Consider the following 19,178-nt stretch of genomic DNA (forward strand, 5'->3'; position numbering starts at 1 on the left):
TCGGCCTTTCCGTTCGGGTGTGCGGGTGGGTGCGGATCAGGCGCGCAGCGCGAGGTTGACGTCGAGGAAGTGCACGGAGCCGGCGTAGGTGACCGAGAGCAGCACCTCGACGATGCGGCTGGTCCGTGCGGCGGTGAGCGTCGCCACCGCCCCTGGTGAGCGCAGGCTCTCCTCCAGCTCGAGCACCGGCAGCAGCGGGATTTCGGTCGAATAGCCGGCGATCACCCGCGCGGTGGCGAGCGGGCCGAGGATCGCGTCGATCCGGCTGCGCAGCGCCTGCATTCCGAGCCGGTCGATCTGGACGTTGCCGATCGTGCCGATCAGGCCCGCCTTGAGCCGGAACTCGATGTCGTCGAGGACCCGGATCACGTCGACGTACAGGCGCGAGGTGTCGGTGGTGTAGCAGCGGCCGGATCCCATGAAGATTCCCTCGCCGGGCACCAGCTCGGGGTCGATCAGGGGCAGCATGAACTGCTCCGCCAGCTGTTTGATCTCCGAACCGGAGAACTGGCGGGCGAGCGGGACGCTCACGCCACGGATCTGCTTCATCAACACGCTGATGTGCGGGGGATACCCGGCCATCGCGCCCATCACCGCGGCCGCGACGTCGGCGGCCGGAACGCCGCCGGTGACCGGCACCCGCGCCGCCGCCAGCACCATCCGACTGACGTCGCTCTTCACACCGCTGTAAGCGGCCTCCGCCGCCTGCGCGAAGGTGCTGCCCTCGGCGACAGCGAGGTCCGGGTCGACCATGGCGACGCCGATGCGCCGGTCCCCGTCGGCGCTCACCGTCTCGACGTGGTTCTTCAGAGCCGCCAGCGCGGCCGGATCGGTTTCCCCGGCGAGCGCGACGAACTGCACGGGGGTGGCGGCCAGGGAGGCCAGCGCGGCGGTGTAGCCGGGGGAGCCGTCGCTGTCGTCGGTCGCGACGGCGAAGACCCGGGAGGGTGCCGGATCCTGCAGGAGCACCGTCCGTACGGCGTGGTAGAGGGGTCCGGCGTCCGCGCCGTCGTTGGCGATGGCGCCCGAGCCGTCGACGTCGGCGAACTGTGCGCGGGCCTCCGCCTCGCTGCCGATCTGGATAGGGGTGTCGGGTACGGCGGTGCCGAACCCGCCGGTGGACCCCACGACGGCGACGTTGCCGAACGCCCGGGTGGCGGCCGGCTGGAGGCCACGCGTGTCGATGGTGACTCTGATGAACGGGAACTCGGCGGCGATGGTCATCGACGTCTCCTGATGGCGACTGGACTCTGCTGGTCGGGTGGGGCACGTACTCGAACGCCGGGCGGGGTCAGATCGCGACCGGGACGACGGCGGTGGTCCGGAGTCGGGTGGTCAGCTCGGCCAGCCGGGCCGCGCGCCGCGCGTCCGGTTCGACCGGCGGCGGACCGGTGGGAAACGGCAGGTCCTCGTCGTCGAGGCTGGCGAGCGGAACGACGAGGAGAGCCGGGTACTCCAGCCGGGCGGACATCCCCGTCGGTGCCGGCAACGGTTCGGTCCCGCCGGCGAGCGTGGCCCGGGTCAGGCTGATCTGCGTCAGCGCGGGCGCCAGCCCGTCGTCGAGGTCATCGATGATGTGCACGAGTGCCGTGAGCCGGTACGTGCGCTCGGTGGGCGGCACCGTGGAGTCGGTGACCACCGTGAGAGCGAGACGGTGCACGGCATGCGGCGGCGCGAGAAAGGCCAGGAGCGTCTCCAGATCGGTAATGCCCCGGTCCCGCAGTGTCGTCGCGACCGCGGTCGACGGCACCTCGCCGAAGTGTTCGGCGATGGCGGCCAGCAGTTCCTCGAACCGACGCCGCGCCAGCAGAGCGGGATCTGCGGGCAGGGCGCCGTCCGCCGCCACCACCCGCGCGTCGATCGCGTCGAGGTCGGCCAGCCCCGACAGGTCCGCCGCGGTCACCTCGACCACCTCGCTGACCACGCCGCGGACGGCTGCGGTGAGCTCCACCTCGACCACGGCGTGCCCCGCGACCGCCGGTTGTGCCGGAAGATCCGCGGTGAGCTGCCAATGGTCGACCGAGGTGGTCTCGCGGGCCGTCGCGGCGACCGCGCGCTGCGGGTGGACCACCGGCGCGAGCATCACCGCGCGGACCGAAACCGCACTGACCGTTCCCACCGCGACCTGGTCAAAAACGTACGCGGCGGACAGCAGGGCGTCCCCTATCGACGTCGTGAACACGACTGACCGCTCGGCTGGATCTGCCAGGCGGAGGATCGTCCTATCCGTGAACCGCATCGCGTCCACCGCAGACCGGGACCGTGTTCCGTGGAGTCATGACCGCGAGCATGCGCGGCCCGCGTATTCGCGGCGTCACGGATCTGTCACCGCACTGTGGTGTGCCGGGATGTCGGATCGGCGGGTGGCCGGGCCAGGGGAGGCGTCGCAGGTGAGCCGAGCCGAGGAGGACATGTGACTGACGACCGGAGACCGAAGCTGCACCTGCTCGGCGGTTTCCGCCTGACAGCCGGGGACCGCGAGCTGTGTGTGCCGGGCACGGGGCAGCGGCTACTGGCGATCCTGGCGGTCCGCGGGCACATGAACCGGCTCAGGGTGGCGGGTTCGCTCTGGCCGGACCGACTGGAGTCGCGCGCGCTGGCGAGTCTCCGGACGGCGGTCTGGCGGATGCAGGCGCAGGTCGGCGACGTGTCGTACCCGTTGCTGCGCTGCACGGGCAGTGAACTGTCGCTGACCGATGACGTCGTCGTTGATCTTCACGAACTGCGCCGGCAGGTGCAGGGCGGTTCGACGTCGCTGCTGCCACCGGTGGTGTTCCGGCCGTGGGTCGGGCATTCCGAGCTGCTGCCGGGGTGGGACGACGAATGGCTGCTCGTCGAACGGGAACGGGTCCGCCAGATGCGGCTGCACGCGCTGGAGCAGTTGGCCACGCGCCTCGCCCGGCAGGCTGAGTTCGGGCCGGCGCTCGACGCGGCGCTGACCTGCATGAGCATCGACCCGCTGCGCGAGAGCGCGCACCGGACGCTGATCCGGATCCATGTGGAGGAAGGCAACCTCTCCGAGGCGCGCCGGGCGTACGAGGCGTGCCGGAAGCTCCTCTGGGAACAGCTGGGGGTCGCTCCGACATCCGAGACCCGGAGTCTGCTGAGCGTGGCGGCCGAGCGGGCGCCCCGCGCGGGCCGGGCTCCGGAACCGTTGGCGCGGGCGACCCTCACCGCGGCGCGGTGACCGGCACGCGGGGGCGGGGCGGCGACGGTGCGACCCCGGGTGCCCGCGCTACCGCTTCACGGACGGGGCGAGGTGCGGGTCCAGGCGCGGCGTCGACGGCCGCCGGTGAGTGCCGTGCAGCGCGGGCAGATCCAACCGATCTCGTCGGTGGGCGTCGGCACGTCGGTGGCCGTGAAGTCGAAAGGCACGTGCGGAAAACGCCGCAGTGACGACCGGCTCAGCGCGAGCCCACAGGCGGTCTGGTTCTGGCCCGGCGTCCAGGCGTGCACCTCACCGCCGGGCTGGCGTACGCCCGTGTCGTCGATCCACTCGCTCGACGCGGCGACGGCGCGCGCGCTCCGGGGGCCGTGCGCACGCCCTGCGCCGCGAGGCCGGCTCACCGCTGGACCGCCAGCGCCCGCGGGCGTTCGGCCGGCACCGCGCCCAAATCCTCGAGTACGGCGACCACATCCTCGAGCTTCTCGTACAGCACCAGCACGACCTCGCCGGCACCCGCGAGCTTCAGCGCCTGCCGCAGCGCGGTCGACGCGTCGCCGGTCTGCTCGCACCGCACCTGTGGGCGTCGGGCGACGATCTCACGGCAGAGCAACGCGGGCAGCTCGCCGGGAGTCCGTCCGCGCAGGTCGGTGTCCTCGTAGAGGACCACCCGGCTGAACCCGTCGGCGAGAATCCGGGCCGACTGGGCGAGCAGGTCGTCGCGGCGGTCGCCCGGCAGGGTCACCACGGCGACGGACCGGTCCGCACCCCACAGCTGATGCAGGCTGCGCGTCACGGCGGCGATCGCCGCGGGATTGTGCGCGTAGTCGACGAACAGGTCCACGTCGCCGTGCCGCCACAGCATGCCCCGCCCCGGGTTGTCGCGCACCGGCTCGAACGTCGTCAGGCGCCGCCCGACCTGCTCCGGCGTGGCGCCCAGGGCGCGGGCGGCCGCAACGGCGGCGAGCGCGTTCTGCACGACGTACGACGCCCGGCCGGCGAAGTTGCCCGGGAGGTCGGCCGCGGCCAGCAGCGGTGTGCGGCGGCCGTCGACCGCCTCGACGAGCCAGTCGTCGGTGAGTAGGTAGGCGGTGCCGCCGGCGACGAGGTGACGCTGGATGAACGGGGGGTCCGGGAGCAGACTGAACCAGGCCACCCGCTTGCGGTCGGCGCCAACCCGCGGCCGCTCGACCAGCCCCCGTACGAGTGGGTCGTCGGCGTTGAGCACGAGCGTCCCGCCGTCGCGCACCCGTTCCGCGATCAGGGCCTTCACGTGGACGACGTCCTCGATCGACTCCAGCCCGTCCTGCCCGAGGTGTTCGGCGGTGATGTTGGTGATCACGCCGACGTCGGTCACGTCGTAGCCGAGGCCGCTGCGCAGGATCCCGCCGCGGGCCGTTTCGAGCACGGCCACCTCCACCGCCGGGTCGCTCAGCACGACCTGCGCGGAACGGGGCCCGGTGGCGTCCGCGTGCTGCACCATCCGGCCGTCGATGTACACCCCGTCGGTCGTGGTCAACCCGACGCACCGGCCGGGCCCCGTCAGCAGGTGCGCGGTCAGCCGCGACGTGGACGTCTTGCCGTTCGTGCCGGTGACGGCGACGGTCGGGATCCGTCCGTCGTCGCCGGCCGGAAAGAGGGCGTCCACGATCGCCGCTCCGACGTCGCGCGGTTGGCCCTCACACGGCGCCAGGTGCATGCGCAGTCCCGGTACGGCGTTCACCTCGATCACGCCGCGGTCGGCGTCCCGGCCATCCGGCGTCGGAAGCGGCTCGGCGATGTCGGGCAGCCGCAGGTCGATGCCGGCGATATCGAGCCCGACGAGTCGGACCACCCGGCGGCACAGCCCTACCACGTCGGGGTGCAGCCGGTCGGTGACGTCCCGGCTCGTGCCGCCGGTGGAGAGGTTGCCGCTGTGCCGCAGCCAGACGACCTGTCCCGCCGTCGGCACCCCGTCCTCCGTCAGGTCCTGCTCGGCGAGCAACGCGCGGGCCGTCTGGTCGAGGCGGAGACGGCTCAGGAAACGGCAGTGGCCCTCGCCTCGCCGGGGGTCGGTGTTGGCTCGTTCGACGAGCGACGCGACCGTGCTCCTCCCATCGCCGACGACGTGGGCGGGGGTCTGCTCGGCCGCCGCGACCACCTCGCCCCCGATCATCAGCACCCGGTAGTCGCGTCCGCCGAGCTGCCGTTCGACCACGACGGGGCCGTCGACCGCGGCGAACGCCGCCCCGACCGCCGCCTCATCGTTCAGGGCGAGGTGGACGTCGCGGCCCTGGCGGCCGTTGCGTGGCTTCAGCACCACCGGACCGCCGAACTCCGCGAAGAGCCGCAACGCCTCCTGGACGCTGTCGGCGGCACCGCCCGGCGCGACCGGCACTCCGGCCTGGTCCAGCAACTGCCGGGTCAGCTGCTTGTCGCCGACGAGGTCGACCCCGATCGCGGCGGTCTGGTCGGTCATGGCCGCCCAGGTCAGCCTGCGCCTGTGCCCCTGGCCCAGCTGCAGCAGGCTCAGCCGGCCGATCCGCTCGACCGGAATGCGACGGCGCTGCGCCGCAGCGATGATCGACTCGGTGCTCGGCCCGGGCGCCTCCCGTTCGATGGTCCGCCGCAGCGCGGCCAGCGCGGGCCCGTGCCGGGTCTCCCGCCCGTCCAGCACATCCGTCACCAGTTGCACCGCGGCGGCGAGCAGGTCCAGCGGCAGCGACGAGTCGGCCGGCTCGTGCACCGGGCACTCCGTGATGACGTCGTAGAGGCCTGCTTCCCCCGCGAAGGTGGTCCGACCGAAGTGGACTTCGCGGCCGGCGAGATGGGACAGCTCGATCGCGATGTGCTCCGCGGTGTGCCCGAAGTACGTCCCTTCGCGCAGCCGCCGGATGAACCCCCCGGGCGCGCCCGCGGCGCAGTGATGGTCGGCGAGGCCGGGCAGGCTGTCCAGCAGCCGCTCGGTGAAGCCCGCGAAGTCGCAGGTCTCCCGCTCGGTGAGGGCGCCGAGACGGACCCGGGCCACCGCGACCGGTCGCTCCAGATAGGCGTTCGGCCCGCGGAGCCGACGGATGTGCAGAACTTCCATCAGGCCACCTCGCGATCGTCGTCGGGCGTTGCGGTGATGGACGGGCAGCGGCCGTGGAGATCGAACGTGTAGCCCGCCGGCATCACATGCAGGCATACGCCGATCATCGCCAGCGGCTTGCCGTCGTATTCCGCGGTGCGGATCGTGTTGGCGCAGCCGGCGTCGATCACGGTGACCGCGCCGCTGCCGATCACCTCGAACCGGCCGCCTTCCGCAACGATCGCGGTGTCCTCGTCGATGCCCAGTCCCAGCTCGTGCGGGTAGAGCGCGACGGCGCTCAGCAGGCGGTCCAGCCGGTGCCGCTCGGCGAAGTGCATGTCGATCAGGACACCGGGCAGGAACTCCATGCCCGGACCGGTGCGGACGGAGTGCGCTGAGATGCCGCCGTCCTCACCGCTGTCGATGATCATCGTGCCGGACATCATCGCGGCGCCGGCGCTCGTACCGGCCACCGTGATCGCGCCAGCACCCAGTCGGGTGTGCAGCACGGAGTCGACGCGGGTGCCGCCCAGCACGTTGGCGATGCGCGTCTGGTCGCCCCCGGTGAAGAAGACGCCGGTCGCGTCGCTCAACGCCTCGACCGTGGCATCGGAGTTGGCCTGCTGACGGCTCTCCAGCCGCAGCGCGCGCACCGTGCCGGCGCCCAGCCGGGTGAGGACCTCGACATATTCGATCTCGACCGGCTCGGGGTCGGTGCTGGCCGTCGCGACGACCACGAGCCGGGCCCGGGCGCCGCCGGTCAGTTCGACGAAGCGCCGCAGGATCGGACTACCGTCGGCGCGCGCCCGCTCCGCCCCGCCGATCGCGACCACCCGCCCCGCCGCCTGCTCGATACCGCTGCCTCCGAGGGCCATGCGCCCTCCTCTCTACCCAGCGGTGGCATCGCTTTGCGGGACTACCCGCCTCCACCAGCGCAAAACGCGGCGCTCCCGGTGCGGGAGGGCGCGCAACGACCGCACGGCAGCCGGGTGTGGTGCGCGGGGACGGCGGTGCCGGGCCAGCGGGGGACGGCGGGTGGGGATCACCTCTACGGGCGCGTGTCGACGAGGGCGAGCATCTGGGTGATCTGCGCCGAGCGCGACCGGTCGATCCGGCGGGCCAGATCGGTGGCGTGCGGGTTGACGCCCGCCCCGGTCTCGATCCGGGCGAATTCGATCGCGGCGTGCTGATGGGCGATCATCAGGTGCAGGAAGTCCCGTTCGAAACGGGCGTCGGTCGTCTTGGTCAGGCTGGCTATGTCCGCTGCGGACGTACCGTGCAGCCCGCCGTGCGCGTCGTGCGCGTGCGCGTCCGCGGTCATCGGTTCGCCCCAGCCGCGCAGCCACCCCGTCATGGTCGCGGCCTCGTCGGTTTCGGTCACCTCGATGGCGGCGGCCAGCGTCCTGACCTCGGCGCCGGCCGGCCGGGTCCGGGCGAGCCGGACGATCTCCAGTCCCTGCCGGTGGTGCGCGATCATCATCTGGACGAACATGACGTCGGTCGCGTTGAATGTCCCGCCTGGTGAGGTCTCCGACCGCGACGGGCTCGCCGCGGCGGTGCCCGGCGTGACGCTGCCCGGCCCCGAGGGATCGGCACCGCAGCCGGCGAGCAGCGGAAGGCTCGCGATGGCCAGCGCCAATGTTGATCGCTTCATCCGTCGCCCTTCTCCCGTCCCGATCGTGACCGGACGGCGGACCCGCGCCCCTGGTGGACGCGGGTCCGGTCACGATGGTTCAGATCCGTTCCCACAGGGCCGGGACGTTGGGCGGCTCCCAGCCCGGGATGGCGGTGTGCGCCTGCCGGCAGCGGTAGGTCGCGCCGCCGTAGGTCACCTGGTTGCCCACCTGGTACGCGGTGCCCGCGGCCCAGGTGCCACCGGGCTGCGGCGGCGGTTGGGTCGTGGGGCCGGGGCCCGGGGGCGGCGTGGTCGGGGGCGGCGGGGGCGGCGGGTTGGTGCCGCCACCGCCGAACTGGACGTCGATGCAGGCATAGAAGGCGTTACCGGTATCGGCGATGTCCCAGGTGGCGAGGATGACCTGGTGCCCGGACCGGGACGGCACGTTCACGGTGTGCGTGACGGTCGGGGGCGGCTGCCGGCCGGCGTCGTTGAACGACGCGATCCGGGTGAGGTTGCCGCGCGTGACGCTGGGACCGTTGTTGGTGATGTAGTAGTCCCACTTCGTGGTTGAGTGCCGGGCGGTCAGCACCCAACTGAAGTTGCGGGACCCGGCGCTGATGGACGTCGCCGGCCAGCCGCTGGTCCGGTCGAGCTCCGCGAACCGGCTGAGGCCGCCGCTGCAGATGCTGCCGTCCCGGGGGCCGCCGCCCGGGAAGCCCTTCACCCCTTCCACGCTCTGCGGCTCGTACTGGATGGCGCCGCAGTTGGCGACCCGGCCCTGGGCGCAGTTCGCCTGTCGGCTCGCCGGCGACGACACGTAGCCGTGCCCCTGTGCGGGCGCGGCGATCGCCAGCGCGGACAGGACGGCGGCGGCTGCCAGGACCGGGAGAGTGATCCGTCTTCGCATGAGGTGCTCCTCCTTCATCGGGCCGGAGCGGCTCTCGGTGTGCGCCGTCGCCGGTCCGGTGCAAGCCGTGTGCTGGGTCAGCGGCGTCCGGAGTCGGGGGGTGCCGGGGTCGGCCGACGCTCGTTCAGCATGGTGTGTTCACGATAAAGTAAGGAGTGTTAACAGTAAATACACGCAGCGGAGTTCATCGATAGACGTACCGTGCCGCTGCCCTTCCGGATCCGCGGGATCAGGGGCTGACCGCCAGAAAGAGGAAGGCCGCGAAGAGAGCGAGGTGCACCCCACCCTGCAGGGGAGTCGCCCGACCGGGCACCACGGTCAGGATCCCGGTGACGACGGTGAGGGCCAGCAGCACCATCTGGGTCGCGCCCAGCCCGAGCAGCAGCGGGCCACTGAGCCAGATCGACGCGATGGCGATGGCGGGGATGGTCAGGCCGATGCTCGCCATGGCCGAGCCGAGCGCCAGGTTGAGGCTCGTCTGCACGCGGTCTCTGCGCGCCGCCCGGACCGCGGCGATCGTCTCGGGGAGCAGCACCAGGAGCGCGATCACGACGCCGACCACCGCGTGCGGGAAGCCCAGGGCGGCGACGGCGCTCTCGATCGTGGGAGACACGGCCTTGGCGTTGCCGACGACGGCGACGAGGGCCACGGCCAGCAGACCGAGACTGATCATCGCGGTCCGTGCCGACGGCGGAGCTGCGTGATCCTCGCCATCGATGACGCTGCCGTCGGTGGTGATCGGCAGGAAGTAGTCGCGGTGCCGGACCGTCTGCATCGCGACGAACAACCCGTAGAGCCCGAGCGACGCCACCGCGGCGAAGGCGAGCTGTCCCGGAGAGAACTCCGGACCCGGCTTCGTCGTCGTGAACGTCGGCAGCACCAGGCTGAGCGCCGCCAGCGTCGCCACCATGGCGAGGGCGCCACCCGTACCCTCCGGGTTGAAGACCGCGACACGCCGACGCAGCGCGCCGGAGAGCAGGCAGAGGCCCAGGATCCCGTTGCAGGTGATCATCACGGCGGCGAACACCGTGTCGCGGGCCAGCGACGCCGTCTTCTCGCCGCCGCTGATCATCAGGGTGACGATGAGCGCGACCTCGATCACCGTGACCGCGACGGCCAGCACCAGCGAACCGAACGGTTCGCCCACGCGGTGCGCGACCACCTCGGCGTGGTGCACCGCCGCCAACACCGCGCCCGCCAGGAAGACGGCGACCAGAGCGACGACGACGGGCGGCAGGTCACGTCCCCATGTCGCGATAAGTGCGAGGGCCGCGAGCACCGGGACGACGGTGCTCCAACGGGTAAGCGGCGAGCGGGTCACAACGTTCATGGGCTCTACAGTGCCAGATCGATCGACACGATCTGTGTCGGCGTCGGCACTGAAAGTCGCGACGCCGTGGGGTAACGGCACCGGTCGATACGCCTGCCGCACCGTTACCGATGGCTTGGTTTAGCCGTGGCGGAGTGCGCGGTGAACCGGGTGCCGCCGCGACCGCGTCGGCCGCGACCCGCGCTCGGGCGGATGTTCGCGCCCGCCCGAGCGCCGTCGCCGCATCGCCGCGGGGTCAAGGACTAGCTGTCGATGAACAGTCCACTGCCGACCCCGGAGCCGGTGCTGTCGTTACCGGGAAGGACGGTCGTGCCGTTGCCACGGCGGGGCAGGCCGGTGATCTGCGGTTCGCCGTCCACCTGGTAGATGTCATCTCCGCCGCGGTCCAGGAACACTCCGAGGCCCTGGTTGTTGCCGAACCCCAGACTCCCCGCCCGCACGCTCGGGATCTGGAACGGTCCGGTGAACTCGACCACGAACGCGCCGTGGTAGTGGTCCCGGCCGCCGTCGTCGATCAGGAGACCGATGCTGGTGGGGGCGACGTTCGCGGTGCCCTGGGTGAAGCGCGGGATCCGGTCGCACAGGCCCTCGCCCTCGTCGTCGCGGACCCCGCCCGCGCCTTCGGTCTGGTTGGGCGCGGCGGGATTGATCGGCGCCGGCATGGTGAAGCCGTACGTGTCGTCGCCGGCCTCGTCGCGCAGCACGCCCAGCGCGCCGATGAGGGAGAAGCCCTGGCTGTTGCGGACCGCGTCGTAGGTGTCGTCGCCGCCGGCGTCGGAGAGGACCCCGATCCCGAAGATGTGCCCGGCGCCGAGCGAACCGGTCTTGCCGGTGTAGTGATCGGTGGTGGTGTCGGCGTCGCGCAGAATGCCCACGCCGAGGAATCCGGCGCCGCCGGTCATCATCCGACGCACCACCGGATCGGTGGTGCACCCGGCATCGTGGTCCGGGCTCTCCTTGACCCCGTAGGTGTCCTGTCCCTGCAGGTCCAGCAGGACGGCGGCGGCCGGAACGCAGTCCGCGGCGGTGAGGCCGGGGATGGCGCGCTGGCAGCCCTTCGCCGGGCCCACGCCCCGCAGACCGGGGACGGTGGAGCCGGCGGGGGAGAAGTTGACGTCGACGAGGTTGCTGCCGGCGTTGTTGCGGTAGGTGTCGTTGCCGCCGGCATCGACCAGCAGCAGGTAGTCGTTCGGATAGATGTTGTCCGCGCAGGAGGCCTCCAGCCGCAGCACCGGCCAGATGTCCAGCGACGGCGTACCCAGCGGTGTGCACTCACCCGCCGCCCCCGCCGGCGCCTGCTCGCGGAGCGCGAGCTGCAGCGCGCCCGTCGCGCTCCACATCTGCTCCGCGCACGCCCGGATGCCGACGAACTGCGCCGGGTCGAGTCCTCCGCCGGTCCTGATCACGTCGGAAAGCTGGCCGGACGGGATCGCGGCGAACTTGGTCGCCGTCAGCGCCCGGCACGTCGCGATGTCCCCGAGCAGATTCGCCAGCCCTCCGGCGACCGTCGGCGGCAGCCCCGCCGCGCGGATCTTCGCACCCGGGGACTGGACGAAACCGAGCTGGGCCGACAGCGTGGTCACGGCTGTCACCAGGGCTTCGGTCGGCAGCGCGGGCAGCGGTCGGGAGGCCGCGGTCACGGGCTCGATCAGCGCTTCGTACGGGCGGATCCGATCCCCGACCGTGCTGTCGGCGGCGGAGATCTCCGCGACCGCGCCCGTGCCGGCGGACGCCGCCGCACCGGTCGCCGGTATCGCGCCCAGGGCGCAGAGCAGGGAGACGAGCAGAGCACCAACCGGTTTTGGACGCATGGCATCACCTTCGACGGAGTTGGAGGCGTGGGCATCCGGCCATCACGCATTGATCATCGCCTTGTCCCGGCTATTGCCAGGCGGAGAAATCATCTCGGACATTCGCGGGGATCGCATCTCGGGCGTCGAAATTCCGGCCATTGTTTCGCGCCCCGGAGTCGCGATATTCCCTACACGAATTTCGTCCGAATCTCGTCCGTAACCGCCGAAGGTGACGCCAACTCTCGCATTTGTTCACATGAATCGATCTTAGGCTGGGGCGGCGACGCGGTGCGCGCGAGTCGGCGGCGCGAATCGCACCAGGCGGTGCGGCCACGGGGCTTCGGCGGTCAGGACGTCTGCTGCTGTTCCCGGACGAGCTCGTGCGCGCTCCTGCCGTCGGAAACCTCCGCCCGGTCGCGACTTGCCGAGCGACTACCCCCGCCCGGGGCGTACGCCGATCGCGGTGAGCAGGGCGTCCATCTCCCGGGCGACCTGCTCGGGAGCGACGACGGTGTGCAGGTGCTGACCGGGCAGGGTGGCTACCCGCCAGCCGCGCGCCGCGGCGGCCTTGCGCTCGCTGTCGTACGTGTCGCCGAAGGCCAGGTAGGCGCCGGGCCGCTCATCCCAACCGCCCGGCACCGGCAGCGATCCACCGAAGTACGACAGGGGCAGCCGTTGCTGTTCCCGTTCGACCAGTTCGCGGGCCGCCGCGTCGGGAAAGAGGGCGGCGACATCCGGGGAGTCCCACCAGCGTGTCCACGGCGGCAGCAGTCCGTCGGCATCCGCCTTCCCGCCCAGAAAGTCCCGGAAGGCGGGCGGGGCAAGGGCGACGCTGGTGCCGTCGGCCGGCAGCCCGGCGTCCACGAACACGTAGCCGGCGACGCGGCGCCGCGTGGTGAGAGCGGGGACATAGAGCCCGGCGTTGCTGTGCGGCACCAGGATCAGGTCGCGGTCGGCGGGCAACGCCGCCAGGAACGACCGCATCACGTCATCCGGTGTGCGCGGAGCCCGCTGCGGCACGGGTGGGGTGACGATTTCCCATCCGAGCCGGGTGAGTCCCGCGGCGACCGGCGCCCAGGTCGCCGGACCGAGGAGCGGGCTCGGCAACAGCGCCAGAAGAACTCCCACCTGCCGGATAGTAGTGCGGTGCCACTGACCGTCGGCACCGCCGCTGGTCGGCGGCACCGCGGTCTGGTTCGCCGCCGTCGGCCGCGTTGCGGCGAGCGTTGTGGCGGCGCTGGCCGGCATCTGTCTATGGACGCCGAGCCAGCCAGACCGTCCGGGTGGTCCGGACCGTGAGGTCGTCGCGGCCGAGGACCCCGGTCGCGAGCGCGTCGAGGGTCGCCAGATCGTGGGCGCTGAGGCGGCCGTCGAGGCCGTGCCGCATGCGCTGCAGGGAGAGCTGAGCATAGCGACCGGCGGCGGCGGGCAGCGGTGGTTGCAGCGCGATGTCGAAGTGCCGCTCCGCTTCGACGGTGAAGCCGGCCTCGGCCAGGCGGACACCCCAGTCCTCACCCATGTGCATCCCCGCCTCGACCCGGAGCTCGGCGAGAGCGACATGGCAGCGCTCCTCCAGAGCGGCGCCGGCCTCGTCCGGGAGGAATCGGGGGAACGAGTCCAGCTCGGTGACGACGAGCACGCCGCCGGGGCGGAGCGTCGCGAGGGCCTGGGTAAGGGCGTGGCCGGGATCGGCCATGTGGTGCAGCGAGGCGGACGCCCACACCAGGTCGGCGGGGCCGAGGTTCGGCCAGGGCTGGTCCAGGTCGGCCTGGACGGTGCGGATCCGGTCGGTGACGCCGAGCGTGCGGGCCTTTTGCCGCAGGTGTTCGAGCATCGGCTCGGAGACGTCCACCGCGATCACCTCGGCGTCCGGCAGCTGCCGGGCCAGCGCGAGGGCGCCGGTGCCGGTGCCCGCGCCCAGATCGATGATGTGCGGCCGGTCGGGGGTGAGCGAGCCGACCCAGATGATCACGTCGCGGTGGTACTCGGTCAGAACCTCGGCGTCGAGGTCGAGCATCTCGCCCAGATGAGAATGTGTCATGCGGTCACGGTACGGCGGCTTGCGTAAATAGCATAGTGTCTTGCGTATGAAGCAAGATGGCGAGCTGGACGCCCTTGTCCGACAGCGGATACGAGGGCTGCGGGTGGCGCGCGGCTGGTCCCTGGACGAGCTGGCCACCCGCTGTTTCCTGAGTCCCTCCACGCTGAGTCGGATCGAGACCGGCCATCGGCGGATCGCCCTCGACCAGCTGGCGCCGATCGCGCGGGCGCTGGGCACTACGCTCGATCAGCTGGTGGAGTCGGACGGCGACGACGACGTGGTGATCCGCCCGCACCGAGACGAGACGCGTGGCATCACCACCTGGCTGCTGTCGCGGGAGGGCGCACCGCACGGCGTGACGGTCGCCAAGCTGCGGGTCACCCGGCCGGTCCCCACCGACCTGCGCGTGCACCCGGGCCGGGACTGGTTCACCGTGCTGTCCGGCACCGTGGTGCTGCGGCTCGGCGAGCGGACCATCCTGGTCGAGACCGGCGAGGCGGCGGAATTCTCCACAATGGTGCCGCACGCGTTCGGCGCACAGGACGGCGCGGCCGAGATCCTGTGCATTCTCGACCACGACGGGGAACGCACCCACCTCGGGCCGGCGACGCCCTAGGCGGGGCGGCGCCGGACGCGAGCGCTTTAGCTGTCGGCGTCGGCGGGGAGCAGATGGCTCGTCTCCGACTCTCCCTCCGTCAGCGCCCGCGCCCGCTCCTCCGCCTCCTGGTCCGCTCGGGTCAGCCGGTTGCGGTGCTGGCGCAGGTGTTCGTCCCACGAGGGCAGTTGGTAGACCTCGACGAAGCACTGTCCCGCCTCGCCCTTGCGGAAGAGCCCCCAACGCACCGCGCCGGTCCGCTGCCGGGACTCCCGGACCAGGTCCATCGCGGCGACGAAGTCCCGCTCGCATTCGGGCCGCACGGTGTAGGTGACGGTGACCAGGACCGGCCCGGCGCGCCGGTCCGGCTTCAGCGTCAGCCGCAGCTCCGGCCAGTAGCTCGCCGGGTCCCCCTTGAATCCGCGCAGGTCCGGCACCGGCCACAACCGCACCGACAGCGCGCCGAGGAACATCAGCACCGCGGCGGCCAGGTGCGCGGCGACCAATCCGGTCGCCTGGCTGACGAAGCCCCAGGCCATGGCGCTCAGCGCCTGCGTCCCGGCGAAGCACACCTGGTAGACGCCGAGACCGCGGGCGCGTACCCAGCCCGGCAGGAAGAGCTGGATCTCGGCGTTGATGTTCGACAGCGCGATCACCCAGGACAGGCCGGCGGGCATCAGCGCCAGCAACACCAGCGGCACGTTGCGGGTCAGCGCGACGGCGAGGAGCGTGAGGCCGTAGAGCACCGCGGCGGCGAGCAGGAATTGGTTGGTCGACAGCCGGGCCCGCACCCATGGCAACAGCAGCCCGCCGATGATCGCGCCGATGCCGAGCGCGGCGAGCAGCAGACCGTACCCGCTGGAGCTCATGCCGAGCCGCCGGCTCGCGATCAGTGGCAGCAGCGCCCAGAGCGCGCTGGCGGGGGCGAGGAAGAGGATCGCGCGCAGCAGCAGTCGACGCACGACCGGCGAGTGACGCACATAGCGGCCGCCGGCGCGCAGCGCCGCGGTGAACCGTTCGGGCGCCTCGCCGGAGCGGGCGTAGCCGGGCTGCCATCGCAGCAGCGCTATCGCGAAGAGCACGAAGCCGACCGCGTCGATCGCGAACACCACCGCCACCCCGGCTTTCGCGACCAGCACCCCGGCGACCGCCGGCCCGATCGAACGGGCCACGTTGACGCTGATCGCGCCGAGAGCGGAGGCCGACTGCAACTCCCGGCGCGGAACCAGCTCCGGGATGATCGCCGCCCACGCCGGCAGGGTGAGCGCCTGACCCACGCCGAGCGCGAAGGTCAGGGTGAGCAGCAGCGCGGGGGGCATGCGGCCCAGCGCGGTCAGCGTCGTGAGGATCACGGCGACGACGACGAGGTAGCCCTGTACGGCGAGGAGCAGGCGCCGCCGGTCGAAGGTGTCCGCCAGGGCGCCCGCGGGCAGGGCGAGCAGCAGGATGGGGAGCATGCTCGCCGTCTGCACCATGGCGACCAGCGCCGAGGCGCTGGCCTCGTGCACGAGCAGCCACTGCGCGCCGACCGTCTGCATCCACAGGCCGATGTTGGTGGCGAGAATCGCCAGCGCGAGATTCCGGTACGCGGGGACGCGCAGCGGCGCCCACGCCGACGGGGGCGGCTCGGCGGTGGCGGGTCCGGCGTTTACCACCGTCCGTCGCCGCGCAGCACCTTCTGGCCCGTGACGTAGAGATCATCCGGGTCCAGCAGCAGCAGTCGCACCACTTCGCGGGCCACCTGCTCCGCCTGGGCGAAGATCGTGTCCTTGAACTCCGCGCCGGCGCGTTCCTGCAGCCTCGTCGGCATCGGTCCGGGGTGCATCTGCATCAGCTTGATCCTGTTCGAGCCGAGCGATTGCGCGACGGACTCCACGAGGCTCGTCCCGAAGCTCTTCGTCGCGCGGTAGACCGGAATCCCCGGCCGGGGCGTGTCCACCGCCGTCGCGCCCACGTAGACGATGTTGCCGTGGTCCTGTTCCCGCATCCGGATCACCGCCTCCCGGATGAGGTACGCCGTGCCCAGCACGTTCACCTCGACGGCGCGGCGGATCCGGTCCGGAGCGACCTCGTACAGCGGTCCGCCGGCCCACACGCCGGCGCAGTGCGCCAGCCCGTCGAACGCGCCGTACCGCGTCGCGATCTCGTCGAAGGTCTGCTGCACCTGCTCGTGCCGCGACACGTCGCAGACCACCCCGGGACACTCCAGTTCGGCGGCGACGGCGGAGACCTCCGCCGGCGCGTCGCCGAGCACGATCACGTGCCGGTCGGGTTCGGCGGCGAGGAGCCGCGCGACCTCGAGGCCGAGGCCGCTCGTCGCACCGGTCACCACGAACGTCCTCGTACTCATGACCCTCCAGCCACGCTACCCCGGACTGTCCACAAACGACATGGTTGTCCGCGTCACGTCCACGACCGGGTTCCCGTCGCCCGCGGGGACAAACCTCGCCGATGTCGGAAGTGCCACCGACCCCGACGGCTGCCGCACCTGTTCGTACAACTCCAGGTAGCGCTCCGCCATCACGCTCGGCGTGAACCGAGTCGCCGCCTCCTGGCAGCAATCGGCCGGATCGAGGGTGTCGGCGGCGACCACCAGATCGGCGAGCAGTTCCTCGTCGGCGGTGAACAGGCCGGTGCGGCCGTGCTCGATGAGCTCCGGCACGCACCCGCGGGCGAGCGAGACCACCGGTGTGCCGAGCGCGAGCGACTCGACGATCGCCGTACCGCCGGGCTCCTCCCACCGCAGCGGGAAGAGCGCCGCCCTCGCGGTGGCGACCAGATCGTCGCGGGGCTGGCCGCTGACCGTGCCGATCCAGCGGACCCGGACCCCGTCCACGTGCGGGGCCACCTTCTCCTGCCAGAACCGCACGTCGGGGTTCTGCTGCGCGAGCGGGTCGCCGGTCGCGGCCGCGAGCTCCTCCGGCCGGTGGTACGGGCCGACCGGGCCGGCCAGCACCAGGTCGAAACCGACGCGGTGGGCCAGTTGCGCGCCGAGGTCCTGTCCCTTGCCGGGCGTGATGCGGCCGAGAATGACGAGATGGTCGCCTTTCTCGGCGCGCGGTCGATGCGCGGCGCCCACCGCGAGCGGGGTGGCCAGGTGCACGTGTCCGACCGCGTGCGCCCGCAGCGCCTCGGGCGCACGGGCCAACTGGGCGGCGGAGACGCCGTTGACCCGGACCCGGTCGCCGCCGTCGAAATGGCCGTAGAGGTCGGGGTGTTTGCCCAGGTCCCAGTGGAGCGTGTGCAGGGCGGGGGGTGCGTCGGCGCCCAGCGCGTTGACGGTCGCCAGCCCGATCGCCTCCACGTGGTCGTGGATCAGGTCGATGTCGTCGCGTTCCCGCACCGCCCGCACCACCGCCTGCATGTGCGCCTGCCCGATCCCGCAGACCTGGTTGTACGGCCGCTGCAGTGCCGAGAACTGCCCGTCGGGGTAGAGCGAGATTCGCTCCTCCACCGGCAGGGTGCTCGTGCCGACCGACGCCAGCACGACGCGTACGCCGAGGAGACGCAGCTCGGGGACGAGAGTGGCGAGGACGTTCTCGATGCCGCCGTAGCCCATCGGCGGAACGGGCAGCCACGGACCCGCGTTGACGAGGACGGTCAGGCCCATACCGCGGCCTCCTTCAGTGCGGAACGGCGCAGAAATTCGCGCAGCGGCGCGACCGGCGGCCGTTCGGCGACCGCGACGTCGGTGACCAGGATTTCCCGGTCGAGGGTGGGAAGGAGACCGCCGTGGCCGCGGCGGAACTGGGTGAGCAGCGTGGACGGGGGTGTGGGGGTGGTGGCCCAGCCCTGCCGGTAGAGCCGGCTCCACGCCGTGATCAGGATCTGCGCGCCCATCCGGCCGAGCGCCTCGGTGTTCTGGTGCCGGTGCAGCCGTTCTCCCAGGTCGACCTGGGCGAGGGCGTCCAACCCCACGGCGTCGAGCAGGTCGATCAACATCGCCGTCTCCACGCCGTAGCCCGACACGAACGGCAGCTGATCGAGGATCGCCCGCCGGCCGGCGTACTCGCCGGCGAGTGGCTGCACGAAACCAGCCAACTCCGGCCAGAAGAGGTTGAGCAGGGGGCGGGCGACCAGCTCGGTCACCCGTCCGCCACTGTCCGGCTCCACGCCCGAGGCGCAGGTCAGCGGACGGTGGTAGAAGCCCTTGACGAATCCGACCGACGGATCGGTGAGCAGCGGGCCCAGCAGGCCGGTGACGAAGTGCGGGCCGAACTCGCGCAGGTCGGCGTCGAGGAAGGCCACCACGTCGCCGGAGGCCGCGAGCAGGCCGGACCAGAGCGCGTCGCCCTTCCCCTCCAGGCGCGGCATGCTCCGCGTCATGTCGTCCTGACTCACGACGCGGGCGCCGGCGGCGGCCGCCACCGCGGCTGTCGCGTCAGTGGACCGCGAATCCACCACGATCAGCTCGTCCACCAGCGGCAGCCGATCCATCAGGTGCTCCCGGATGGTCCCGACGATCGCACCGACCGTCGCCTCCTCGTCGCGGGCGGGCAGCACCACGCTCACCGTGCTGGTGCCCTTCGCCGCCACCAGCCGGCGCGGTGTCCAGTTCTCGGCCGAGCTGGTGCGATAGGTCGACCAGGCTTCGACGACGGGTGAAACAGGCGTTGGCGAGTGCCCCACAGTCGTACCCCCCCGATGCGATCTGATAAGGCCGGACCGACCGAGATTTCCCT

17 protein-coding genes are annotated in these 19,178 nt (G+C 71.9%); 2 read left to right on the forward strand and 15 right to left on the reverse strand.

The annotated features are described in order from the left end of the window. Positions 1–36 precede the first annotated feature (36 nt). Positions 37–1,224: a hypothetical protein gene (locus AB0J06_RS18630; protein WP_357430081.1), complete on the reverse strand. Its 1,188-nt coding sequence runs from the start codon at positions 1,222–1,224 to the stop codon at positions 37–39. 67 nt (positions 1,225–1,291) lie between these two features. Continuing rightward, positions 1,292–2,182, reverse strand: a complete 891-nt coding sequence (locus tag AB0J06_RS18635; RefSeq protein ID WP_357430083.1) for a hypothetical protein — start codon at positions 2,180–2,182, stop codon at positions 1,292–1,294. Positions 2,183–2,413: 231 nt separating this feature from the next. Between AB0J06_RS18635 and AB0J06_RS18640 the strand changes: the two genes are divergently transcribed. Continuing rightward, positions 2,414–3,187: a BTAD domain-containing putative transcriptional regulator gene (locus AB0J06_RS18640; RefSeq protein WP_357430085.1), complete on the forward strand. Its 774-nt coding sequence runs from the start codon at positions 2,414–2,416 to the stop codon at positions 3,185–3,187. Between the two features lie 56 nt (positions 3,188–3,243). Here the strand turns inward: AB0J06_RS18640 and AB0J06_RS18645 are convergent, their stop codons facing one another. From AB0J06_RS18645 to AB0J06_RS18685, 9 genes are all read right to left on the reverse strand, one after another. Continuing rightward, positions 3,244–3,567, reverse strand: coding sequence for a hypothetical protein (locus tag AB0J06_RS18645; protein WP_357430087.1), 324 nt, complete (start codon positions 3,565–3,567; stop codon positions 3,244–3,246). Then, positions 3,564–6,233 carry a cyanophycin synthetase gene (gene cphA / locus AB0J06_RS18650; protein WP_357430089.1) on the reverse strand — a complete coding sequence of 890 codons (2,670 nt, stop codon included), beginning with the start codon at positions 6,231–6,233 and terminating at the stop codon, positions 3,564–3,566. Before cphA ends, AB0J06_RS18645 begins: the two co-directional genes overlap by 4 nt. Further along, positions 6,233–7,087, reverse strand: a complete 855-nt coding sequence (locus AB0J06_RS18655) for a cyanophycinase (RefSeq protein ID WP_357430091.1) — start codon at positions 7,085–7,087, stop codon at positions 6,233–6,235. Before AB0J06_RS18655 ends, cphA begins: the two co-directional genes overlap by 1 nt. Before the next feature lie 173 nt (positions 7,088–7,260). Then, on the reverse strand, positions 7,261–7,866 hold the full coding sequence (locus AB0J06_RS18660) for a DUF305 domain-containing protein (protein WP_357430093.1): 606 nt from the start codon (positions 7,864–7,866) through the stop codon (positions 7,261–7,263). Between the two features lie 79 nt (positions 7,867–7,945). Continuing rightward, positions 7,946–8,737, reverse strand: coding sequence for a lytic polysaccharide monooxygenase (locus tag AB0J06_RS18665; protein ID WP_357430095.1), 792 nt, complete (start codon positions 8,735–8,737; stop codon positions 7,946–7,948). Between the two features lie 229 nt (positions 8,738–8,966). Beyond that, positions 8,967–10,067 (reverse strand): ionic transporter y4hA, encoded by a 1,101-nt coding sequence (locus AB0J06_RS18670; RefSeq protein ID WP_357430097.1) that lies wholly within the window; start codon positions 10,065–10,067, stop codon positions 8,967–8,969. Positions 10,068–10,309: 242 nt separating this feature from the next. After that, a complete protein-coding gene (locus AB0J06_RS18675) occupies positions 10,310–11,878 on the reverse strand; it encodes a hypothetical protein (RefSeq protein WP_357430099.1) in 1,569 nt (522 codons plus the stop codon). Positions 11,879–12,292: 414 nt separating this feature from the next. Then, entirely contained in the window at positions 12,293–12,988 is a 696-nt protein-coding gene (locus AB0J06_RS18680; RefSeq protein WP_357430101.1) for a hypothetical protein, read from the reverse strand. A 124-nt stretch (positions 12,989–13,112) separates the two neighbouring features. Continuing rightward, positions 13,113–13,901, reverse strand: a complete 789-nt coding sequence (locus AB0J06_RS18685; protein WP_357430103.1) for a class I SAM-dependent methyltransferase — start codon at positions 13,899–13,901, stop codon at positions 13,113–13,115. Positions 13,902–13,947: 46 nt separating this feature from the next. On the opposite strand from AB0J06_RS18685, the gene AB0J06_RS18690 reads away from it, so the two are divergent. After that, positions 13,948–14,517 (forward strand): helix-turn-helix transcriptional regulator, encoded by a 570-nt coding sequence (locus tag AB0J06_RS18690; protein WP_357430157.1) that lies wholly within the window; start codon positions 13,948–13,950, stop codon positions 14,515–14,517. Positions 14,518–14,543: 26 nt separating this feature from the next. Here the strand turns inward: AB0J06_RS18690 and AB0J06_RS18695 are convergent, their stop codons facing one another. The 4 genes from AB0J06_RS18695 to AB0J06_RS18710 are packed head-to-tail and all read right to left on the reverse strand — an operon-like array spanning position 14,544 to position 19,125. Further along, complete coding sequence (locus tag AB0J06_RS18695) at positions 14,544–16,151, reverse strand: MFS transporter (protein ID WP_357430105.1); 1,608 nt, start codon at positions 16,149–16,151, stop codon at positions 14,544–14,546. Continuing rightward, positions 16,145–16,846 carry an SDR family oxidoreductase gene (locus AB0J06_RS18700; RefSeq protein ID WP_357430107.1) on the reverse strand — a complete coding sequence of 234 codons (702 nt, stop codon included), beginning with the start codon at positions 16,844–16,846 and terminating at the stop codon, positions 16,145–16,147. Before AB0J06_RS18700 ends, AB0J06_RS18695 begins: the two co-directional genes overlap by 7 nt. Before the next feature lie 15 nt (positions 16,847–16,861). Beyond that, positions 16,862–18,106, reverse strand: a complete 1,245-nt coding sequence (locus tag AB0J06_RS18705; protein WP_357430109.1) for a glycosyltransferase — start codon at positions 18,104–18,106, stop codon at positions 16,862–16,864. Then, positions 18,097–19,125: a glucosyl-3-phosphoglycerate synthase gene (locus tag AB0J06_RS18710; RefSeq protein ID WP_357430111.1), complete on the reverse strand. Its 1,029-nt coding sequence runs from the start codon at positions 19,123–19,125 to the stop codon at positions 18,097–18,099. Before AB0J06_RS18710 ends, AB0J06_RS18705 begins: the two co-directional genes overlap by 10 nt. Positions 19,126–19,178: the final 53 nt, after the last annotated feature.

The sequence above is a fragment of the Micromonospora sp. NPDC049679 genome (assembly GCF_040659735.1).
Lineage (GTDB): Bacteria > Actinomycetota > Actinomycetes > Mycobacteriales > Micromonosporaceae > Micromonospora_I.